The organism is Bacillus sp. EB106-04-02-XG92, from assembly GCF_058791995.1.
Genome location: NZ_JBYTEA010000017.1, coordinates 1 through 20374, shown reverse-complemented (window position 1 = coordinate 20374; position 20374 = coordinate 1). Strand labels below are relative to the sequence as shown.

Here is a 20374-nt window from a genome sequence, read left to right as displayed (position 1 = left end):
CAAGTAACAAAAGGTGACTTCGTAGGATCAGCAAGTGGAGCAGTAGTATTAACAGCATTAATCGTATTTCTATCAAGTGTATTAGTATAATAAAAGTTTTAAATCATACAAAATGAAAGGAGAATGAGGAATATGAACAGTGAACAGGTGTTACAAGTAACAAAAACAGATTTATTAGGATCATTAGGTGGAGCGGTAGTATTAACATCATTTATTCTATTCCTTGCAAAAGTATTAGTATGAGACATATAAATACAATCATTCAAAAAAAATAAAGACTCTAGCATATTAGTAAGCAGTTAATATGTTGGGGTCTTTTTTGTTTTCTTCTATATATCCCTCCAAGTATGAATAACCTTCCTTTATTTTAAAGAGAAAAAAGTCGAATTTTATATGTAAGAAAAAAAGAGGAATTTGACAGAAAAGATAGAAAATTTTAAAGGTCAGAATTTGTTAGCTTGCTAACTAATTTCTATTAATTGATGTTGGAAGCGTTTTCGGTTGGTTTTAATTATGGACCATTTAATCTATTTACAGGGGGATGAGGATTTTATGAAACAAAAATCTATGGATACGCTAGCTGCACAAATGGAGGACTTTTTTCCAGTACGTGATGTAGATCATTTGGAATTTTACGTAGGAAATGCAAAGCAATCAAGTTATTACCTTGCGAGAGCATTCGGATTCAAAATTGTGGCTTACTCTGGATTGGAAACTGGTAACCGTGAGAAAGTATCTTATGTTCTTGTGCAAAAAAATATGCGTTTCGTTGTGTCTGGGGCTTTAAGTAGCGACAATCGTATTGCAGAGTTTGTAAAGACTCATGGTGATGGTGTGAAAGATGTGGCATTACTTGTTGACGATGTTGATAAAGCATACTCGGAAGCAGTGAAACGTGGTGCCGTCGCAATTGCGCCACCTGTAGAGTTAACAGACGAGCACGGTACATTGAAAAAAGCAGTTATTGGTACGTATGGTGATACAATTCACACGCTTGTAGAGCGTAAAAATTATAAAGGAACATTTATGCCAGGATTTCAAAAGGCTGAGTTTGATATTCCGTTTGAAGAGTCAGGTTTAATTGCTGTAGACCATGTAGTTGGTAATGTTGAAAAAATGGAAGAGTGGGTTAGTTATTACGAGAACGTTATGGGCTTTAAACAAATGATCCATTTTGATGATGATGATATTAGTACAGAGTATTCAGCATTAATGTCGAAGGTTATGACAAATGGAAGTCGTATTAAGTTCCCAATTAATGAGCCAGCAGATGGAAAGAGAAAATCACAAATTCAAGAATATCTAGAGTTCTACAATGGAGCAGGTGTACAACATCTTGCTTTACTAACAAATGATATCGTTAAAACAGTAGAAGCGCTTCGTGCAAATGGTGTGGAGTTTTTAGATACACCAGATACTTACTATGATGAGTTAAGTGCACGAGTTGGAAAAATTGATGAGGAAATTGATAAGTTAAAAGAATTAAAGATCTTAGTAGATCGCGATGATGAAGGATACTTACTACAAATCTTTACGAAGCCAATTGTAGATCGTCCAACTTTATTTATTGAAATCATTCAACGTAAAGGTTCTCGCGGATTTGGAGAAGGAAACTTTAAAGCATTATTCGAATCAATTGAAAGAGAACAAGAGCGTCGCGGAAATTTATAAAATTTATATCCACCAACAAGAATTCTTTTGTTGGTGGAAATTTCATTTTCATAGGGAGGAATCATGATGAAATTTGTTACATTTCGTCTTCCTTCAAAAGAAATGCGAGCGGGATGGCTTGAAGGTGACAAAGTAATTGATATGAATCTTGCTAGTGATGGGAAATTACCTTCTTCTATGTTCGCCTTTTTAGAGAAAGCGGATGAGTATGTAGAAGTATTACGTAATATTAAGAATCCGGAAAAGGGGATATATTCCTTAGAGGAAGTACAATTAGCGGCGGCAATTCCTAATCCGAGTAGTATTCGGGATTTTTACGCGTTTGAACAGCATGTAAAAACAGCTCGTGGCCGAAGAGGGCTAGATGTTGTACCTGAATGGTACGATATACCGGTTTTTTATTTTACGAACCATCGTGCTGTAATTGGTCCGGATGATTTTGTAATCGGTCCGAAGAAATCTAAAAAACTTGATTATGAGCTAGAGATTGCTTGCGTAATTGGGAAAGAAGGACGCAATATTTCTCGTGAGCAAGCCGAGGAATACATTTTTGGTTATTGTATTATGAATGACTGGAGTGCAAGGGACTTACAAGCAACAGAAATGAAGGTAGGACTCGGTCCAGCGAAAGGAAAAGATTTTGCAACTTCATTAGGAGCGCACCTTGTTACGAAAGAGGAATTAGATGTTTATCGTAACGGTGACCGTTATGAGTTAGAGATGACTGCTCATGTAAATGGAAAGTTATTATCAAAGGGGAACTTCCAAGATATTTACTATACATTTGCTGAAATGATTGAACGTGCTTCGGAAGACGTTACGTTATATCCAGGCGATGTGATTGGTTCTGGGACAGTAGGAACAGGTTGTATTTTAGAACTGGGTACGGAAGAGTGGCTGCAAGATGGAGATGTTGTAGAGCTTACGATTACTGGTTTAGGTACATTACGTAATACGGTCAAAAAAGAAATGGAAGCAGGTGATGGGCATGTTTTATCGTCACATGGGGGAGCTACCTCATAAACGACATGTACAATTCCGTAAAAAAGATGGGTCGCTTTATCGCGAACAAGTAATGGGAACGAAAGGTTTTTCTGGTACACAATCTATTTTGTATCATCATTATATGCCAACCGAAGTATCGCATTCGGCATTATCACATTCTTGTCAGTTGCAGTATGAAAAAGATGTAGCTCTTGCTCATCGCCACTTCCGCACGAAAGAAAATAAAAAAAATGGTGATGCAATAAGTGGAAGAAACTTCATACTTGGAAATGAAGATTTGTTAATTGGAGTAGTGAGTCCAACAGAAAAAATGGATTATTTCTACCGTAATGGTGATGGAGATGAAATGTTGTTTGTTCATTACGGAACAGGAAAAATTGAAACGATGTTTGGGACGATTCACTATAGAAAAGGTGATTATGTAACGATTCCAATTGGAACGATCTATCGTGTTATTCCAGATGAAGGAGAGACTAAGTTTCTTGTTGTAGAGGCAAATAGCCAAATTACAACGCCACGTCGCTATCGTAATGAATACGGACAATTGTTAGAGCATAGTCCGTTTTGTGAGAGGGATATTCGTGGCCCTGAAAAATTAGAGACATATGATGACAAAGGTGAGTTTGTTGTAATGACAAAGTCGAGAGGATATATGCATAAGCATGTTTTAGGGCACCATCCGTTAGATGTAGTTGGATGGGATGGTTATTTATATCCATGGGTCTTTAATATAGAGGACTTTGAACCAATTACAGGCCGTATTCATCAGCCACCTCCAGTACATCAAACGTTCGAAGGTCACAATTTCGTTATTTGCTCTTTCGTACCACGTTTATACGACTATCATCCAGAATCTATTCCGGCACCATATTATCATAGTAACGTGAATAGTGATGAAGTACTGTACTATGTAGAAGGAAACTTTATGAGCCGGAAAGGTGTGGAAGAAGGTTCTATTACACTTCATCCGAGCGGAATTCCTCATGGGCCACATCCTGGGAAAACAGAGGGAAGTATAGGGAAGAAAGAAACACTCGAACTGGCTGTTATGATAGACACATTCCGTCCACTTCGTATTGTAAAACAAGCACATGAAACAGAAGATGAAAAATATATGTATAGCTGGATTGAAGAGGGTTCATATACTGTGAAATAAGTAAAAAGAGGCATGCTCAATAAGTGAGCATGCCTCTTTTATGGAATCGACATGTATAATAATACCAAAAAAAGTTATAGAAAGATATATGGAAAGAAGGATAAAGAGAATGCGTATTCATAAGAATTTCTACTTATTTCGACAAAAGTATTGACTAAGAAAAGTGCTATGGGTAAAATGAAAAAGCGAATTAAAAATTTTCAGAAAATTTAAAACTTGGAGGGGCATGCTATGAAGCAAATTTTTCAAAAGAAGCCTATTGCAAAGTTAATGCAAGAGAGTAAACAAAAGACGTTAGCAAGAACATTGGGCGCATTGGATTTAACGATGCTTGGAATCGGGGCGATTGTTGGAACTGGTATTTTTGTTCTAACGGGCGTGGTAGCAGCGAAACATTCTGGACCAGCTATTATATTATCATTTGCGATAGCCGCGTTAGCTTGTGCCTTTGCTGCATTTTGTTATGCTGAATTTGCTTCTTCAGTTCCTGTCTCAGGCAGTGTGTATACGTACACATATGCGACGATGGGAGAAGTATTCGCATTTTTAATTGGATGGGACTTAATGCTGGAGTATTTACTTGCTACATCTGCTGTGGCAAACGGTTGGTCTGCGTATTTCCAATCTTTATTAAAGGGATTTGGAATCCATATTCCTACCATTCTCTCCTCAGCCCCAGGAACAGGAAAGGGTGGAATAATTGATTTACCTGCAGTTCTAATTATTTTAGTGATGACAGTTCTTTTATCTAGAGGTGTTCGTGAAAGTGCACGTGTAAATAATATTATGGTATTCATTAAAATAGCAGTCGTTCTTATTTTTATCTTTGCTGGTTTTAATTATGTGAAGCCTGAAAACTGGACACCTTTTATGCCGTTTGGTTTAGATGGTGTAATGGCTGGAGCTGCTACAGTGTTCTTTGCATTCATAGGGTTTGATGCAGTTTCAACGGCAGCAGAAGAAGTGAAACGCCCGCAACGTGATTTACCAATTGGCATTATTGCATCTTTATTAATTTGTACGGTTCTTTATATTGTTGTTTCACTTATTTTGACAGGAATTGTTCCATACGGACAGCTAAATATATCAGATCCAGTTGCTTTTGCACTTCAATTTATTGGACAAGATGGTTTGGCTGGAGTAATTTCGGTAGGAGCAATTACAGGGATTACGACGGTAATGTTAGTTATGATGTATGGGCAAGTACGTGTTTCGTATGCAATGAGTAGAGATGGATTATTGCCGAAGCGTCTTGCTAAAGTTCACCCTAAATTTAAAACACCGTTTTTAAATACATGGACAACGGGAATTATTGCAGCACTTATTTCAGGATTAATAGATTTAAATGTATTGGCGCATCTTGTAAATATGGGGACTTTATCAGCCTTTGCACTTGTAGCTGTTGCTGTTATTGTAATGAGAAGAACTCATCCTGATTTACCAAGAGCATTTAAGGCGCCGCTTGTACCATTTTTACCAGCGTTAACGGTAATTTTTTGTTTATACTTAATGCTTCAATTATCCGGAACAGCTTGGATTAGTTTTGGTATATGGATGGTTATCGGTATTGCGGTTTACTTCTTATATAGCCGAAAACATAGTGCGTTAAATAATAGTAAAGACGAAGACGATGTAGCAAATTTATAAGTAGAAAAATCCATCCTAATTCTGTTAGGGTGGATTTTTTGTTCTGAAAATTTACATTTTTCTGAATGTGTTATAAGATAATTGGTGGTGAACAAAGGGGGGGAATGATGAAAAACACGTGGCGTGAGTTAAGGGAGATGGACCGTAACGTATGGATACGGTTTATTGGTGAGACGTTAAATGGAATTGCAATGATGATGTTGATGCCTTTTTTTGCATTATATTTAAAAGATAAGGTAGATTCATTATTACAGGTTGGAGTTATTATGGCGCTTTCTCCAATTGCTGCAAGCTTTGGATCAATTATAGGGGGAAGAATTGCTGATATATATGGAAGAAAGCCGATTATGATATTTTCGATGACGAGTAATGCGGTATTAATGCTCGGTTTTTTATTTATAGAAGGATTTATTCCTTATGCGATTTTATCTGTTTTTTTAGGATTAAGTAACTCGTTATTTCATCCAGCTGCATCAGCGATGGTTGCGGATGTAACAGCGCCAGAAAAAAGAACAGAAGCATATGGTTTACTACGAATGGGGCACAATATAGGTGCAGCAATTGGCCCAATAATGGGCGCTTCGGTAGTTATGTTGTCGAAGAACCTCGTGTTTATTATTGCCTCGTCTACGATGTTATTTTATGCATTACTTGTATTCATTCTTATTCAAGAGACAATGCCAAAGAGTACGAGTAAAGAAGAGGATAAAGAAAAGGAATCAGGAGCAGTGTGGAAAATTGTATTGCGAGATAAAGCATTAATGATTTATTTATTAGCAGGTATCATTATTTCGATGGGATTTTCTCAAACAGAAGGTATGTTGCCACTGCACTTTGATAATGAAATGAAGGATATTTTTGGAACTAACAATCCATACCCATATTTAATGGCGCTAAACGGATTATTAGTTGTGTTGTTCCAATTTCAAATTTCAAAATGGGCCACAGATAAGCCTGTTGGAAAGACGATGTTATATGGTGCATGTTTGTTTGGGATTGGATTATTTTTTATAGGGTGGTTACCGAAGTGGTTTGGGGAATTTGATGCGAATGTTACAGTTATTTTAATAACACTAATGCTTGTGTATGCCGTATATACGTTAGGTGAGATGATTATGTCGCCTGTACAGATGACGTTTGTAGCAAATTTAGCTCCTGAGCATTTGAGAGGGACTTATATGGGAGCTGCGAGTTTGCAGTGGATTACAGGAAGCGCATTCGGTCCACTTCTTGGAGGTTTTTTATTAGATCAATTACTTGGCCACTTGCTATTTACAATTTTAGCTGTAGGATGTGTAGTTGCAGGTATTGTATATGTTTCTTTAGATCGTCTCGTTGAACAAAGGCAAAAGAGCACACTGACCAAACAATCTTCTTAATAAGTAGATGACATACACAAAAAGGAGATTTCTACATATTTTAGGTACATAACTAGATTGGGTTGCGATTTTATCCCACTTTAATGGGCAGTAAGACCCCTACTGATTAAAGTTTCACTTTATATATTTATGAAGAAAGTTAAGTGGAGAAGTGTAGAAAACCAATAAGTGGTGTCATTTAATTATTTGTGGAAGTTACATTTTATTTCAAATAGGAACTACCTATTTTTATAAAAAGTGCTAAAATAGAAAAATGAAAACAATTGGTTAGGGTGATTTCAGTGACAAAAATTAAATTAGGTTTATTATATGGTGGAAAATCAGCTGAGCATCAAGTTTCGCTACAAACGGCTCTTGCTGCTATTAAAGCATTAAATCAAGATAAATTCGAGATTCATCCAATTTATATTACAGAACAAGGTCAATGGGTTCGTGGTGAGCGTATTGAAGGCGAAGTAACAGATGTTGAAGTTCTAAAAATGAGCGGTGCAGAAAATGCGATTTCTCCGTTATCATTAAGCACAGAAATTATTCCATCTGCAGCTTCTGAGGAAAATGCTATCGACGTTATTTTCCCATTACTACATGGACCAAATGGTGAAGATGGAACGGTTCAAGGATTATTAGAATTAATGAACATTCCTTATGTTGGAAATGGTGTTTTAGCATCTGCAGCTGGTATGGATAAAGTTGTTATGAAAAACATCTTTGCAGAAGCTGGATTGAAACAAGCAAAATATGCATCATTCATTCGTAGCGCATGGGAAAAAGATCGTGAAACAGCATATGAAAAAGTAGAAGAAGTATTAGGATATCCTTGCTTTGTAAAACCAGCAAACCTTGGTTCAAGTGTTGGTATTAATAAGTGTAAAAACCGTGAAGAACTTGAGAATGCATTTGAAGAGGCGTTCCAATTTGACCGTAAAATTATTGTGGAAGAAAATATCGTTGGACGTGAAGTAGAAGTTGGTGTACTAGGTAATGATGAGCCGAAATGTTCAGTTGTAGGTGAAATCGTACCGAAAAAAGACTTCTATGATTATAAGTCGAAATACATCGATGGTGATACAGCGTTAATTATCCCAGCTGAAATGACAGAAGAAGAATCTAACGTTATTAAGCGAGATGCGATTATTGCATTCCAATCGTTAGACGGCGCTGGCTTAACAAGAGCTGATTTCTTCTTAACGCAAGATGGAGAAGTATATATAAACGAAGTGAATACGATGCCAGGATTTACGCCGTTTAGTATGTTCCCTCTACTATGGCAACATACTGGATTGCCGTATCCGGAATTAATTGAAGAGCTAATTCGTTTAGCAATTGATCGTCACGAAGAAAAACAAAAAATTAAATATACAATCTAACAAAAAAGGAGGAGGCACTATTCGCAGGAATAGTGCTTCCTCTATGTAAGGAGTGTTTTCATGATAAAGCGAACGTTAAAACAAGTAGAACAGATGATAAATGGTACGGGATTAGCAGAGCAATATGAGGGAACTACTATACAAGGAGTGTCTATTGATACGAGAAAAATCGAAAAAGGAAATCTATATGTTCCGATTCAAGGTGAACGTTTCGATGGACATGCTTTTGTAGATAAAGCTGTTGAAAATGGAGCAGTAGCGACGTTATGGATGAAAGATGTAGCGAATCCGCCTGAGAATCTTCCAGTTATTTTTGTAGAAGACACACTATCAGCATTGCAAATGTTAGCGAAAAATTATCGCGATCAATTGGATGTTAAAGTTATTGGTGTGACAGGTAGTAACGGTAAAACATCTACAAAAGATATTGTAACAAGTCTTCTTGCGACAAAATTCAAAGTTCAAAAAACAGAAGGAAACTTCAATAATCATATCGGGCTACCTCTTACTATTTTAAACTTAGAAGAAAATACAGAAGTAGCTGTATTAGAAATGGGAATGTCAAGCCGCGGGGAAATTGAATTCCTATCTAAGTTAGCCCGTCCAAATGCAGCTATCATTACGAACATTGGTGAGGCACATTTAATGGATTTAGGATCTCGTGAGGCTATTGCTGAAGCGAAATTAGAAATTGTGACAGGATTACAAGAAGGTGGAGTGTTCGTATATAACGGAGATGAGCCGTTATTAACGAATCGTGTTCCTGAAATGAATTTAATAGCTGAAACAGTTACGTTTGGTGATGCTAGAGCAAATGATTACTATCCAACGACTGTAACGTTACAAGCAACTGGGACACACTTTAAAATGAATAGAGAAGAAAATATTTCATTCTATCTACCAGTATTAGGGAAACACAATGTGTATAATACGCTTGCTTCTATGGCAATTGCGAAACATTTTGGTGTAACGTGGGAAGAGATGAAAGAAGGTTTAGTAACGCTTCAAATGACAGGCATGCGTATGGAAATTGTAAAAACAAACAGTGGATTAACAATTATCAACGATGCTTATAATGCAAGTCCTACGGCTATGGAAGCAGCATTCCACTTAATGAATGGTTTAGATGGATTTGCTAAAAAGATTGTTGTGCTTGGGGATATGCTAGAGCTTGGAAATCAAGAAGTACAATTTCATTATGAAGTAGGTAAATTAATCGATCCAGCAAAAATCGCATATGTGTTCACATATGGTAAATTAGGGGCTCAAATTGCTGAAGGCGCAAAAATTAATTTCCCTAATGAACGTGTAAAGGCGTATGATAATAAAGAAGAGTTAGTAAAAGAGTTGCAAGCAGTAGTCGACGCGAAAGATGTTGTATTAATAAAAGCATCTCGCGGGATGAAATTGGAAGAAGTAATTACGATGTTGAAATAATTGGAGTATATAAATAGGGATGATAGCTACGAAAATAGAAGAAACTTATAATAAGCGCTTACAGTAAATATAAAAAAATAAAAGTGAAGAAAAAAACTCTGAATATGAAAATAAGGTAACAGTTGGGTTTGCTTTTTACACATACAAAACTTATAATTGATAAAGTGTAATAACGTTTAGAAGTATTTTCGCGAAGAATATACGCCCGTTTATATACGTGAGCATTCAGGAAAAGGGCTTTTCCGCAAATTCGGAAAACGCCTTTTTTTAAATGATAAGTATAGGATAGAAAAGGAGAAGTAACATTGACAACATTTCGAGAATTAGGATTAAGTGAGTCTTTACTGCAATCTGTTGAAAGTATGGGCTTTGAAGAGGCTACGCCGATTCAAGCTGAAACAATTCCTCATGCATTGCAAGGTAAAGATATTATTGGGCAAGCACAAACAGGTACAGGGAAAACGGCAGCATTCGGATTACCACTATTAGACAAAGTGGATACAAATAAAGAATCAGTACAAGGTATTGTTATCGCGCCAACGCGTGAATTAGCAATCCAAGTTGGAGAAGAGCTATACAAAATTGGTAAACATAAACGCGTTCGTATTTTACCAATTTACGGTGGTCAAGATATTAACCGCCAAATTCGTGCTCTAAAAAAACACCCACACATTATTGTTGGTACGCCGGGTCGTATTTTAGATCATATTAACCGTAAAACACTTCGTCTACAAAACGTAGAGACAGTTGTTCTTGACGAAGCGGATGAAATGTTAAACATGGGCTTCATTGAAGACATTGAAGCAATTTTAACAGATGTGCCAGAAACGCATCAAACATTATTATTCTCAGCAACAATGCCAGATCCAATCCGTCGTATTGCTGAGCGTTTCATGACTGAGCCTCAACACATCAAAGTAAAAGCAAAAGAAGTAACAATGCCAAACATTCAGCAGTTCTATTTAGAAGTGCAAGAAAAGAAAAAGTTTGACGTATTAACACGCTTACTAGATATTCAATCTCCAGAACTTGCGATTGTATTCGGTCGTACGAAGCGTCGTGTTGATGAATTATCAGAAGCATTAAACTTACGTGGTTATGCTGCAGAAGGTATCCATGGTGATTTAACTCAGGCGAAACGTATGTCTGTACTACGTAAATTTAAAGAAGGTTCTATCGAAGTTCTTGTTGCAACAGACGTTGCTGCACGTGGTCTTGATATTTCAGGCGTAACACACGTATATAACTTCGATATTCCACAAGATCCAGAATCATACGTTCACCGTATTGGCCGTACTGGTCGTGCGGGTAAAAAAGGTATTGCAATGCTATTTGTAACACCACGTGAATCAGGACAATTAAAAAATATCGAGCGTACAACAAAACGTAAAATGGACCGTATGGATGCACCGACACTTGACGAGGCACTAGAAGGTCAACAACGTTTAATCGCTGAAAAGCTTCAAAGCACAATTGAAAATGAAAACTTAGCATACTACAAGCGTATTGCAGAAGAAATGTTAGAAGAAAATGATTCTGTAACAGTAGTAGCTGCTGCTTTAAAAATGATGACAAAAGAGCCAGATACAACTCCAATCGCTTTAACGTCAGAACCACCAGTTGTTTCAAGAGGTGGCGGTTCTAAAAAACGCGGCGGTAACGGAGGCGGATACCGTGATGGTAACCGTAATCGTAGTCGTGATGGACGCGGTGGCGATGGTCGTAACCGTGACCGTAACCGTGATGGTCGTAATCGCGACGGTAACCGTGATCGTAATCGTGAAGGTAGCCGTGATGGTAACCGTGGTCGTCGTGGAGAAGGTCAAGGTCGCCCAGGATCTTCAAACGGACGCGGCGAAAGAAAACATCATAGCCGTAAGCCACAAGCTTAATAATAAAAAAAGAGAATGCCCTTTGCCGGCATTCTCTTTTTTTATTTCTGTAATTGTACATACTACATAATAACTTGTGTAGAAATGAGGTGCTACATGCTTGTAAGGCTTGGGTATGTCGCAATGAGTGTACATTTGAAAAACGCATCTCCATCTCAAACGATGACGTACGCGCAATTTCAAAAAATAGATGATCGAGAAGCGGCGATTCGCAAGCTTGAAAGAATTGCGAATTCGAATTTGGAAAACTGTTTACGGTTATTAAAGCATAATAGAGGACATGATATATCGTTCTTTCGACTAAGTTCCAAGTTGATTCCTTTAGCGAATCATGAGGAGTTGTTAGACTGGAACTATATTCGCCCATTAAAAGAAAATTTAAAAGTACTAGGTGAATACGCTATTCGAATGAATATGCGTATTGATTTTCATCCAGATCATTTTGTTGTACTCAATTCACCTGAGGAGAGTATTTTTAAACAATCTGTAAAGACATTACAAATGCATAAAAAATTATTAAAAGGTATGGGAATTGAACATAAACAACGATGTGTATTGCATGTGGGTGGAGGTTATAAAGATAAGGAGCTCGCATTAGAACGCTTTATAGAAAATTGGTCGAGTGTTCCGAGAGGTATACAAGAGATGATTATATTAGAAAATGATGACACGACATTTTCTTTAGAAGAAACATTGTATTTAGGTGAGAAATTAGATATTCCAGTCGTGTTCGATTTGCATCACCATATGATGAATCATGATCGAGAAGATTGGCATGAAGATTGGGCCCGTGTTGTACATACGTGGGAATCGTCTTTGTTACCAGTGAAAATGCACATTTCTAGCCCTAGAGAGGGAAAAGACCCGAGAGCGCATGCGGACTTTATTGATGTAGATACTTTTTTATCTTTCTTAAAAAAGATAAAGGGAAGTGTTCCGCAAATTGATTGTATGATTGAAGCGAAGAAGAAGGATGAGTCTTTATTTGAACTTATGAGAGATTTAAGTGAACAAACAGATGTGGAAATTGTCGATGGTGCGAGCTTTTATATTAAATGAGCTCTGCACCATCGATTTTTTGCCCCGCTATTTGCGGGCAGTAAGACTCCCACCTTAAAAATTGGTGAATACGAGGGGAAGGTGGGAGTAGGAATGCTCGTAAAAGCCTGATTGGTGAGGGTTAATAATCAGTGGGGATGGACACCCCCACTGATTAAAGTTTCACTTTATTAATAAAGGGGTGCAAATACCACCAATGATCAATCCTGTTAAATGGCTGATAGGATTAGCAGAGGGATTGAAGAAAGTGAATAGTAGTAATATACATATCATAATTGAAAAAATAGCGATGTCTCTTGGATTGGAAGAACGATATCGACTATACAGTAGAAATAATTGTGCACCTAGCAATCCGAAAATACCGCCAGATGCTCCGGCATGAATATATTCAAGAGGCATAATAAGATAAGAAGAAATATTTCCAAGAATGCCAGAAAGGAAAAAAATAATGATGAAAGAAAAGTGCCCTAGTTGTTTTTCAATAGAAGAGCCAAGCACAAATAAACAAATACTATTAGAAAGAAAATGTTGTAAGTCTACATGTACAAGTAAGGAAGTTATGAGACGCCACCATTCTCCTTTAGCGATATATTCATTATAGGCTGCCAGTGGAAAGAGAAAAAAGTCGCCTAACATAAACATGACTAATTGTATGAGAAGTAAAGCGATGACGATTGGTTGTAAGGAAATGCGGGCAGATGGTATTAGCATGTTGTGAGTATCACTCCTTTTGCATCAGAAAGATTCTCTGTTATTCTTACAATATGAAAAAAGAAAGCTAAATAGAAGAAGGGGATTTTGAAATGATTGTAGGGATTGGAATCGATATTATTGAATTGAATCGAATTGAAAAAATGCTAGATGGAAAGCTTAAATTTATGGAACGTATTTTAACTGAAAGTGAACGTAATGTTGCTAAGGAGCTGAAGGGAAGTCGTCTTACAGAGTTTGTGGCCGGAAGATTTGCAGCAAAAGAGGCATATTCAAAAGCGGTAGGGACGGGTATCGGGAAAGAAGTAAGTTTTTTAGATATTGAAGTAAGAAACGATGATAGAGGTAAGCCTATTCTTATTGCAAGTACAGAGCATATTGTTCATTTATCAATTAGTCATAGTAGGGAATTTGCTGTCGCTCAAGTTGTTTTAGAAAGCTCGTCACGCTAGTCTGCATATTTTATATCTTTGTCTCATATATTTGTGGTAGCGATAAGGAAGGCACATCTTCCATTCATTTATAGGGGCAAAGGGGCTGAAGTGATGAAAAGGCGTCTGTTTTTAGTTCTTGTCGGTTTGTTAACCGTTTTTGTGTTGGCCGGTTGTATGGAAAAGAAACAAGATGATGTTGTGAGAGATTTAGAGGCGAAAGTCAAAGGGATGAAAAGTTATCAAGCTGAAGCAAAATTATCTATTAAAACAGGGAATGAGCCTCAGGAGTATAAGGTAGAAATATGGCATAAAGAACCTTCTTTTTATCGTGTGAATTTGCAAAATGCGAAAAAAGATCAAAGCCAAATTATTTTAAGAAATGAAGAAGGGGTATTTGTATTAACTCCAGCGCTTAATAAGAGTTTCCGTTTCCAAAGTGATTGGCCGCAAAATAGTAGCCAGGCTTACTTATATGAATCCCTTGTGAGAGATATTTTGCAGGATAAGAAAGACCTTACTTTTGAAAAAACAGATAAGTATTATATTTTTAAAACGAAAACAAACTATCAACATCAAAACATGTTACCGAAACAAGAGATTACGTTGAAGAAAAGTGATTTAACACCAGTTTCGGTAAAGTTAATGGATAATGATCAAAATGTTCTTGTGAAAGTAGATTTCTCAAAAGTGAAATTTGATGCGAAATTTGATAAAGGTGCATTTGATACGAAACAAAATATGTCTAGAGCGCAAGTAGATGTTCAAACGACAGCGAAAGAAGATAAACCATTTGCTATTTTGTATCCGCGTGATACGCCGCAAGGTATGGTTTTGAAAGATGAAAAAGAGTTGAAGACAGACAGTGGCAAGCGTGCGATACTCACATACACTGGAAGTAAGAAATCCTTTACTTTAATACAAGAAAAGGCAAAAGTTGCAGAAGCTTCGTCAGCGATCAGTGTGAGCGGAGAATTGGTTGATCTCGGATTTACAATTGGTGCATTGACGAAAGACTCTTTAACATGGTCGCATAACGGAGTAGAATATATGCTCGTGTCTAAAGGTTTAGAGCCGAAGGAGCTATTAATGGTTGCTCGTTCAGTTACAGAGAAGCAAGTGAAGTAAACTTCTTAGACGTGGTGATATATGTGCACCACGTCTTTTCTTAGTTTGAAGGGTGGATTTCATAAAAGAAGCATATAAAAGAATAAGCTTCGCATATCGTGTATAAGGAAGTGTATTTATGGAAGAAGCACCATTTTACCGTGACACTTGGGTGGAAGTGGATTTAGATGCGATCTATAACAATATTACACATATTAAAAATTTCATTCCAAGTGATGTAGAGATTTTTGCTGTAGTTAAAGCCAATGCATATGGACACGATTATGTACCGGTAGCCAAAACGGCATTAGAAGCAGGGGCGACAAGGTTAGCGGTTGCCTTTTTAGATGAAGCTTTAGTGCTTCGAAGGGCTGGTATTACTGTGCCAATTTTAGTGTTAGGTCCTTCTCCGCCTCGTGATGTCAATGTAGCTGCTGAAAATGATGTGGCGTTAACTGTTTTTCAAAAAGAATGGGTAGATGAAGCAATCAAACTTTGGGATGGTTCGTCTACAATGAAGTACCATATTAATTTCGATAGTGGTATGGGGAGAATTGGGATACGCGAACGTAAAGAATTAAAAGGCTTTTTAAAGAGTTTAGAAGGTGCACCGTTTTTAGAATTAGAAGGAGTTTATACACATTTTGCAACAGCGGATGAGGTGGAGACTTCTTACTTCGATAAGCAATATAACACATTTTTGGAGCAGTTAAGTTGGTTGAAAGAATTCGGAGTGGATCCTAAGTTTGTTCATACAGCTAATAGTGCTGCAACACTACGCTTTCAAGGGATTACATTTAATGCAGTACGAATTGGCATTGCGATGTATGGGTTATCCCCGTCTGTAGAAATACGCCCTTTTTTACCGTTTCAATTAGAACCAGCGCTATCACTGCATACGAAAGTTGCACATATTAAGCAGGTGATTAAAGGGGATGGGATTAGTTATAACGTCACTTATCGAACGAAAACGGAAGAATGGATTGCGACCGTTGCAATTGGGTATGCAGATGGGTGGCTTAGAAGATTACAAGGATTTGAAGTGCTTGTAAATGGCGAAAGGGTACCGATTGTAGGGCGAGTAACGATGGATCAATTCATGATACACCTTCCTTGTGAAGTGCCTCTGGGTACGAAAGTTACGCTTATTGGAAGACAAGGTGATGAGTATATTAGTGCTACTGAGGTTGCTGAATATTCCGGGACTATTAATTATGAAATTATTGCAACGATAAGCTTCCGGGTGCCGAGAATATTTATACGAAATGGCAAGGTTGTAGAAGTAATCAATTATTTGAATAATATATAGAAGGTAGTATGATTTGCTTCTTGTCATTTGAGAGGACTGTTCATTGGTTAAGAATAAGTTCGTTTTTTGACGAGAAGCTTTTTACTTATCATTACTTTTAACATGATTTAACGTGAATTTAGTGCAGAAACTCTTCCGTTTCTTGTTGTAATGAGATAAAAAATAAAAGAATATGAATGTTTTGTTTGTGAATTGGAAAACATAAGCAAGGAATAAGGAAGTCTTTGCAACAGGCTCCATACAATGGTATTATTACAATAGGTGTCATATATATATTTGGGTGTGTAGTTGACGGTGGAGGTGTATTTTTGTGTCCGAATCAAGTGTAACTACTGAAATCGTGGTTCGGTTGCCAAAGCAAATGGTAACGGAATTGGACGGAATTGGAAAACAAGAGAATAAGAATCGCCATGAACTAATTTGCCAGGCAACACAACTGTTATTGCGTCAACATAAGACGAAGAAACGCTACCAACATGAATCAATGCGACGTGGGTACATTGAAATGGGAAAAATTAATCTTGGTATTGCATCTGAAGCTTTCTTAGCAGAGTATGAAGCAGCTCATACAGTAGAACGCTTAGTTAGCGGGGGGTAATATTTTGATTGTAAAACGCGGCGACGTGTATTTTGCAGACCTTTCCCCAGTTGTTGGTTCTGAGCAAGGAGGCGTTCGTCCGGTTCTTGTCATTCAAAATGACATCGGAAATCGTTTTAGTCCAACGGTGATTGTAGCGGCTATTACTGCACAGATTCAAAAAGCTAAATTACCCACTCATGTGGAAATTGATGCGAAAAAGTACGGTTTTGAGAGAGATTCTGTTATTTTACTTGAGCAGATTCGAACAATCGATAAGCAGCGCTTAACGGACAAAATCACTCATTTAGATGAAGTGATGATGATTCGTGTAGATGAAGCGCTACAAATTAGTTTAGGACTAATAGATTTTTAAATCGGCAGTTTAAGTTGCTCTCTTTACAGGGCAACTTTTTTTATTATAGAGGAGGTTACGGTTGTATATGGAAATGGTAGATAATCGACAAGCGTTAATGAAAATGTTAGTGAAGGAATTAGGCTTTACCGAAAAGCAAGTTCGTCATGTTATTCAATTAACAGAAGAAGGTAACACAGTTCCATTTATTGCTCGTTACCGAAAAGAATGGACAGGCTCTTTAGATGAAGTGCAAATTCGTACGATTTTAGAAAGATGGCAATATATGATGCAGCTTGAAGATAGGAAAGAAGAGGTTATTCGTCTTATTGATGAGAAGGGGAAACTGACAGGAGAGTTACGTCAGCAAATTGTGAAAGCTGCAAAGTTGCAAGAAGTAGAAGATTTATATCGTCCATATAAAGAGAAAAGAAGAACGAAAGCAACGATTGCGAAAGAAAAAGGACTAGAGCCATTAGCCGAATGGTTATTGTTATATAAGAAAGAAGATCCAAATCAGAAGGCAATGGAGTTTATTAACGCCGAGAAAGAAGTGCAATCTGCAGAAGAAGCGTTACAAGGTGCTCAAGATATTATTGCAGAAATCGTTTCAGATGAAGCATCGTATCGTAGTTGGATTCGGAATGTTACTTTTAGAAAAGGTGTTATGTCTTCGGCTGTAAAAGATGAAGAGAAAGATGAAAAGAATATATATGAAATGTATTACAGCTATGAAGAACCGTTGCAGAAAGTGGTACCGCATCGTGTATTAGCGATGAATCGCGGTGAGAAAGAAGATATATTGAGAGTTTCTGTTGTTCCACCAGTAGATGAGATAGTAACTTTCTTATATAAGAAAGTAATTCGTGATAACGATTCAAAAAGTGCACAGTATGTAAAGTTAGCAATTGAGGATGGTTATAAACGATTAATTCAATCGTCTATTGAAAGAGAGATTCGAAAAGAATTAACAGAAACAGCTGAGGAACAAGCAATACATATTTTCTCTGAGAACTTACGTAATTTGTTATTACAACCTCCAATGAAAGGAAAGGTTGTGTTAGCTGTAGACCCTGCATATAGAACGGGTTGTAAATTGGCTATTGTAGACGATACGGGGAAAGTTCTATATATTGATGTTATTTATCCGCATCCACCAGTGCGTAAATATGAAGATGCAAAAACGAAAGTTCTTTCTATTATAGATAAATATCAAGTTGAAATGATTGCGATTGGGAATGGTACAGCTTCTAGAGAATCAGAAGAATTTATAGTGGATGTATTACAAAATGTGAAACGAGAAGTCTTCTATATTATTGTGAATGAAGCTGGTGCGAGTGTGTATTCGGCTTCTGATTTAGCTCGTGAGGAATTCCCGGATTTACAGGTTGAAGAAAGAAGTGCGGTTTCTATCGGAAGACGTCTGCAAGATCCACTTGCTGAACTTGTAAAGATTGACCCTAAATCAGTTGGGGTTGGACAATACCAACATGATGTATCTCAAAAGAGATTGAATGAATCGTTAACGTTTGTAGTAGAGACGGCAGTTAACCAAGTTGGGGTGAATGTAAATACAGCTTCAGTTGCGTTATTGCAATATGTTTCGGGTTTATCGAAAACTGTTGCGAAAAATATTGTAGCAAAGCGTGAAGAAGAAGGGAAGTTTACAAAACGAACAGACTTAAAGAAAATACCACGTCTAGGTGCGAAGACATATGAACAATGTATAGGTTTCTTACGTATATTAGAAGGGGCAAATCCGTTAGACCGAACGGGTATTCATCCAGAACAATATAAAAATGTTGAATTGTTATTGAAGAATCTAGGGTTATCAAAAGATGACGTAGGGCAACCACAATTACAAAAGAGCTTAGAAGAAGTGGAGATTTCTAAGTTGTCGCAAGAAACGGGAGTTGGAGAGCCTACATTAGTTGATATTATAGATGCACTCATTAGTCCGGAGCGAGATATGAGGGACGAGTTGCCTAAACCACTTCTGAAAAAAGGGATTTTGAAATTAGAAGATTTAAAACGTGGTATGGAACTGGAAGGAACAGTTCGTAACGTTGTTGATTTTGGTGCGTTTGTCGATGTAGGTGTAAAACAAGATGGTTTAGTACATATTTCTAAACTAAGCAAACAATACGTGAAGCATCCGTTAGATATTGTATCTGTCGGACAAATCGTTAAAGTATGGGTAGATGATATTGATACGAAAAAAGGTCGCGTTGCACTATCTATGTTGCCGATTGAATAGTAAAAGAAGAGAGCAGATAAAACTGCTCTTTTTTTAATAGGATAAAAAGTGTAATGAATTATGAGCTTTGATGTATTTTGCTATAATAAAACCAGCATTCATTTAGTAATTTAATTTGATACCGGTTTTTTTCGAAATATGCGCGTTGCATTTGTTTTTTGAGCCATGTAGGCATAGGAATCCCTCCTTGTTTAATCCTACTCTCAAAAATGTAAGGTACTATTGATGAGAGGTTGGTGAGTGGATTTCTATTTCTGCTATGTTTTTAGAAACCACGCTTCTTGAATGAGGATGGGTATATGTACTATTTAATATATGTATAAGAGAGGAGAAAAGTGTAAAAATATTTTTTTGTTTAGGAGGAATGAAAATGGATGAGCAAGAAATACAGCGGCTAGTGGAAGAAGTATCAATGCAATATTTCGGAATGCCGTTTGTACATAAGGCAATGTTTAATAGTAGGTTACGTACAACTGGTGGGCGTTATCTACTGAATACACACAATATTGAACTGAATTATCGATATTACGAAATGTATGGGGAAGAAGAATTAGTTGGGATCGTTAAACATGAACTTTGCCATTATCACTTACATATTACAGGAAGAGGGTATAAGCACAGGGATAAGGATTTTCGTGAACTATTAAAGGCAGTTGGTGCGCCGCGCTTTTGTAAACGAATGATGAATGAAGAGAGCGAAAAAAAGGTTTATATGTATGAATGTATGGAGTGTTTGCTTCAATATGTAAGAAGACGTCAAATAAATACAAAAAGATATGTCTGCGGAAAGTGTAAAGGGAAACTAATTCTGATAAAGAAAACATCTTGACAGTGAAAACGCAATCCAGTATATTATAAACATGTCACGTTTGTACAAGATGTTGTAAAAAACTTCTTGACTTACGATGAGAATTTTTATAAGATACAAATTGTCTTCATTATTCCGCAGTAGCTCAGTGGTAGAGCTATCGGCTGTTAACCGATCGGTCGTAGGTTCGAGTCCTACCTGCGGAG

Annotated in this window: 20 protein-coding genes and 1 tRNA gene; 19 read left to right on the top strand and 2 right to left on the bottom strand. The window is 37.0% G+C overall.

Annotation, left to right across the window (positions count from 1 at the left end; translation table 11 throughout):
• The 11 genes from AC3WVA_RS26360 to uvsE all read left to right on the top strand — a co-directional run.
• A partial coding sequence (locus AC3WVA_RS26360) for a DUF3948 family protein (protein WP_002163772.1) occupies positions 1-90 on the top strand: 90 nt, incomplete at its 5' end.
• 33 nt (positions 91-123) lie between these two features.
• Positions 124-243 carry a DUF3948 family protein gene (locus tag AC3WVA_RS26355; protein WP_001984893.1) on the top strand — a complete coding sequence of 40 codons (120 nt, stop codon included), beginning with the start codon at positions 124-126 and terminating at the stop codon, positions 241-243.
• A 309-nt stretch (positions 244-552) separates the two neighbouring features.
• The gene (hppD, locus tag AC3WVA_RS26350; RefSeq protein WP_098345066.1) at positions 553-1671 is read left to right on the top strand and encodes a 4-hydroxyphenylpyruvate dioxygenase; all 1119 of its coding nucleotides are present in this window, start codon (positions 553-555) and stop codon (positions 1669-1671) included.
• 66 nt (positions 1672-1737) lie between these two features.
• A complete protein-coding gene (locus AC3WVA_RS26345) occupies positions 1738-2694 on the top strand; it encodes a fumarylacetoacetate hydrolase family protein (protein ID WP_098345067.1) in 957 nt (318 codons plus the stop codon).
• Complete coding sequence (locus tag AC3WVA_RS26340) at positions 2660-3832, top strand: homogentisate 1,2-dioxygenase (RefSeq protein ID WP_048529159.1); 1173 nt, start codon at positions 2660-2662, stop codon at positions 3830-3832. Before AC3WVA_RS26345 ends, AC3WVA_RS26340 begins: the two co-directional genes overlap by 35 nt.
• Positions 3833-4063: 231 nt before the next feature.
• Positions 4064-5479 (top strand): branched-chain amino acid transporter BcaP, encoded by a 1416-nt coding sequence (gene bcaP, locus AC3WVA_RS26335; RefSeq protein ID WP_048529160.1) that lies wholly within the window; start codon positions 4064-4066, stop codon positions 5477-5479.
• A gap of 107 nt (positions 5480-5586) precedes the next feature.
• Entirely contained in the window at positions 5587-6858 is a 1272-nt protein-coding gene (locus AC3WVA_RS26330; protein ID WP_048529162.1) for an MDR family MFS transporter, read from the top strand.
• A gap of 281 nt (positions 6859-7139) precedes the next feature.
• Positions 7140-8225 carry a D-alanine--D-alanine ligase gene (locus AC3WVA_RS26325; protein ID WP_048529164.1) on the top strand — a complete coding sequence of 362 codons (1086 nt, stop codon included), beginning with the start codon at positions 7140-7142 and terminating at the stop codon, positions 8223-8225.
• 60 nt (positions 8226-8285) lie between these two features.
• Complete coding sequence (gene murF / locus AC3WVA_RS26320; RefSeq protein WP_071757097.1) at positions 8286-9662, top strand: UDP-N-acetylmuramoyl-tripeptide--D-alanyl-D-alanine ligase; 1377 nt, start codon at positions 8286-8288, stop codon at positions 9660-9662.
• Between the two features lie 305 nt (positions 9663-9967).
• Entirely contained in the window at positions 9968-11554 is a 1587-nt protein-coding gene (gene cshA / locus AC3WVA_RS26315; protein WP_048529172.1) for a degradosome RNA helicase CshA, read from the top strand.
• A gap of 96 nt (positions 11555-11650) precedes the next feature.
• On the top strand, positions 11651-12613 hold the full coding sequence (gene uvsE / locus AC3WVA_RS26310) for a UV DNA damage repair endonuclease UvsE (RefSeq protein ID WP_417902670.1): 963 nt from the start codon (positions 11651-11653) through the stop codon (positions 12611-12613).
• A 162-nt stretch (positions 12614-12775) separates the two neighbouring features.
• Here the strand turns inward: uvsE and AC3WVA_RS26305 are convergent, their stop codons facing one another.
• The gene (locus AC3WVA_RS26305) at positions 12776-13324 is read right to left on the bottom strand and encodes a rhomboid family intramembrane serine protease (protein ID WP_098345068.1); all 549 of its coding nucleotides are present in this window, start codon (positions 13322-13324) and stop codon (positions 12776-12778) included.
• A 92-nt stretch (positions 13325-13416) separates the two neighbouring features.
• Here AC3WVA_RS26305 and acpS point away from each other — a divergent pair, with 92 nt between their 5' ends.
• From acpS to AC3WVA_RS26275, 6 genes are all read left to right on the top strand, one after another.
• Positions 13417-13776, top strand: coding sequence for a holo-ACP synthase (acpS, locus tag AC3WVA_RS26300; RefSeq protein ID WP_048529178.1), 360 nt, complete (start codon positions 13417-13419; stop codon positions 13774-13776).
• Positions 13777-13869: 93 nt separating this feature from the next.
• A complete protein-coding gene (locus AC3WVA_RS26295) occupies positions 13870-14883 on the top strand; it encodes a LolA family protein (RefSeq protein WP_492322314.1) in 1014 nt (337 codons plus the stop codon).
• Positions 14884-15001: 118 nt separating this feature from the next.
• Positions 15002-16171: an alanine racemase gene (alr, locus tag AC3WVA_RS26290; protein ID WP_098345070.1), complete on the top strand. Its 1170-nt coding sequence runs from the start codon at positions 15002-15004 to the stop codon at positions 16169-16171.
• 310 nt (positions 16172-16481) lie between these two features.
• A complete protein-coding gene (locus tag AC3WVA_RS26285; protein WP_000004570.1) occupies positions 16482-16769 on the top strand; it encodes an antitoxin EndoAI in 288 nt (95 codons plus the stop codon).
• Positions 16770-16773: 4 nt separating this feature from the next.
• A complete protein-coding gene (gene ndoA / locus AC3WVA_RS26280) occupies positions 16774-17124 on the top strand; it encodes a type II toxin-antitoxin system endoribonuclease NdoA (RefSeq protein WP_000635963.1) in 351 nt (116 codons plus the stop codon).
• 67 nt (positions 17125-17191) lie between these two features.
• Positions 17192-19360, top strand: a complete 2169-nt coding sequence (locus tag AC3WVA_RS26275) for a Tex family protein (protein WP_141539648.1) — start codon at positions 17192-17194, stop codon at positions 19358-19360.
• A gap of 58 nt (positions 19361-19418) precedes the next feature.
• Here AC3WVA_RS26275 and cmpA read toward each other — a convergent pair whose 3' ends face one another.
• Positions 19419-19535 (bottom strand): cortex morphogenetic protein CmpA, encoded by a 117-nt coding sequence (cmpA, locus tag AC3WVA_RS26270; RefSeq protein ID WP_001143642.1) that lies wholly within the window; start codon positions 19533-19535, stop codon positions 19419-19421.
• 195 nt (positions 19536-19730) lie between these two features.
• Between cmpA and AC3WVA_RS26265 the strand changes: the two genes are divergently transcribed.
• Together AC3WVA_RS26265 and AC3WVA_RS26260 are read left to right on the top strand one after the other, a co-directional pair.
• Positions 19731-20189: a SprT family protein gene (locus tag AC3WVA_RS26265; RefSeq protein ID WP_048529183.1), complete on the top strand. Its 459-nt coding sequence runs from the start codon at positions 19731-19733 to the stop codon at positions 20187-20189.
• A 113-nt stretch (positions 20190-20302) separates the two neighbouring features.
• A tRNA-Asn gene (locus AC3WVA_RS26260) sits at positions 20303-20374 on the top strand.

Coding starts and splice junctions, on each gene's coding strand:
- murF (WP_071757097.1), top strand. CDS start 8,286: ATGATAAAGCGAACGTTAAAACAAGTAGAACAGATGATAAATGGTACG.
- AC3WVA_RS26305 (WP_098345068.1), bottom strand. CDS start 13,324: ATGCTAATACCATCTGCCCGCATTTCCTTACAACCAATCGTCATCGCT.
- cmpA (WP_001143642.1), bottom strand. CDS start 19,535: ATGCCTACATGGCTCAAAAAACAAATGCAACGCGCATATTTCGAAAAA.
- alr (WP_098345070.1), top strand. CDS start 15,002: ATGGAAGAAGCACCATTTTACCGTGACACTTGGGTGGAAGTGGATTTA.
- AC3WVA_RS26275 (WP_141539648.1), top strand. CDS start 17,192: ATGGAAATGGTAGATAATCGACAAGCGTTAATGAAAATGTTAGTGAAG.
- AC3WVA_RS26355 (WP_001984893.1), top strand. CDS start 124: ATGAGGAATATGAACAGTGAACAGGTGTTACAAGTAACAAAAACAGAT.
- bcaP (WP_048529160.1), top strand. CDS start 4,064: ATGAAGCAAATTTTTCAAAAGAAGCCTATTGCAAAGTTAATGCAAGAG.
- AC3WVA_RS26330 (WP_048529162.1), top strand. CDS start 5,587: ATGAAAAACACGTGGCGTGAGTTAAGGGAGATGGACCGTAACGTATGG.
- AC3WVA_RS26340 (WP_048529159.1), top strand. CDS start 2,660: ATGTTTTATCGTCACATGGGGGAGCTACCTCATAAACGACATGTACAA.
- AC3WVA_RS26295 (WP_492322314.1), top strand. CDS start 13,870: ATGAAAAGGCGTCTGTTTTTAGTTCTTGTCGGTTTGTTAACCGTTTTT.
- AC3WVA_RS26265 (WP_048529183.1), top strand. CDS start 19,731: ATGGATGAGCAAGAAATACAGCGGCTAGTGGAAGAAGTATCAATGCAA.
- hppD (WP_098345066.1), top strand. CDS start 553: ATGAAACAAAAATCTATGGATACGCTAGCTGCACAAATGGAGGACTTT.
- AC3WVA_RS26345 (WP_098345067.1), top strand. CDS start 1,738: ATGAAATTTGTTACATTTCGTCTTCCTTCAAAAGAAATGCGAGCGGGA.
- uvsE (WP_417902670.1), top strand. CDS start 11,651: ATGCTTGTAAGGCTTGGGTATGTCGCAATGAGTGTACATTTGAAAAAC.
- acpS (WP_048529178.1), top strand. CDS start 13,417: ATGATTGTAGGGATTGGAATCGATATTATTGAATTGAATCGAATTGAA.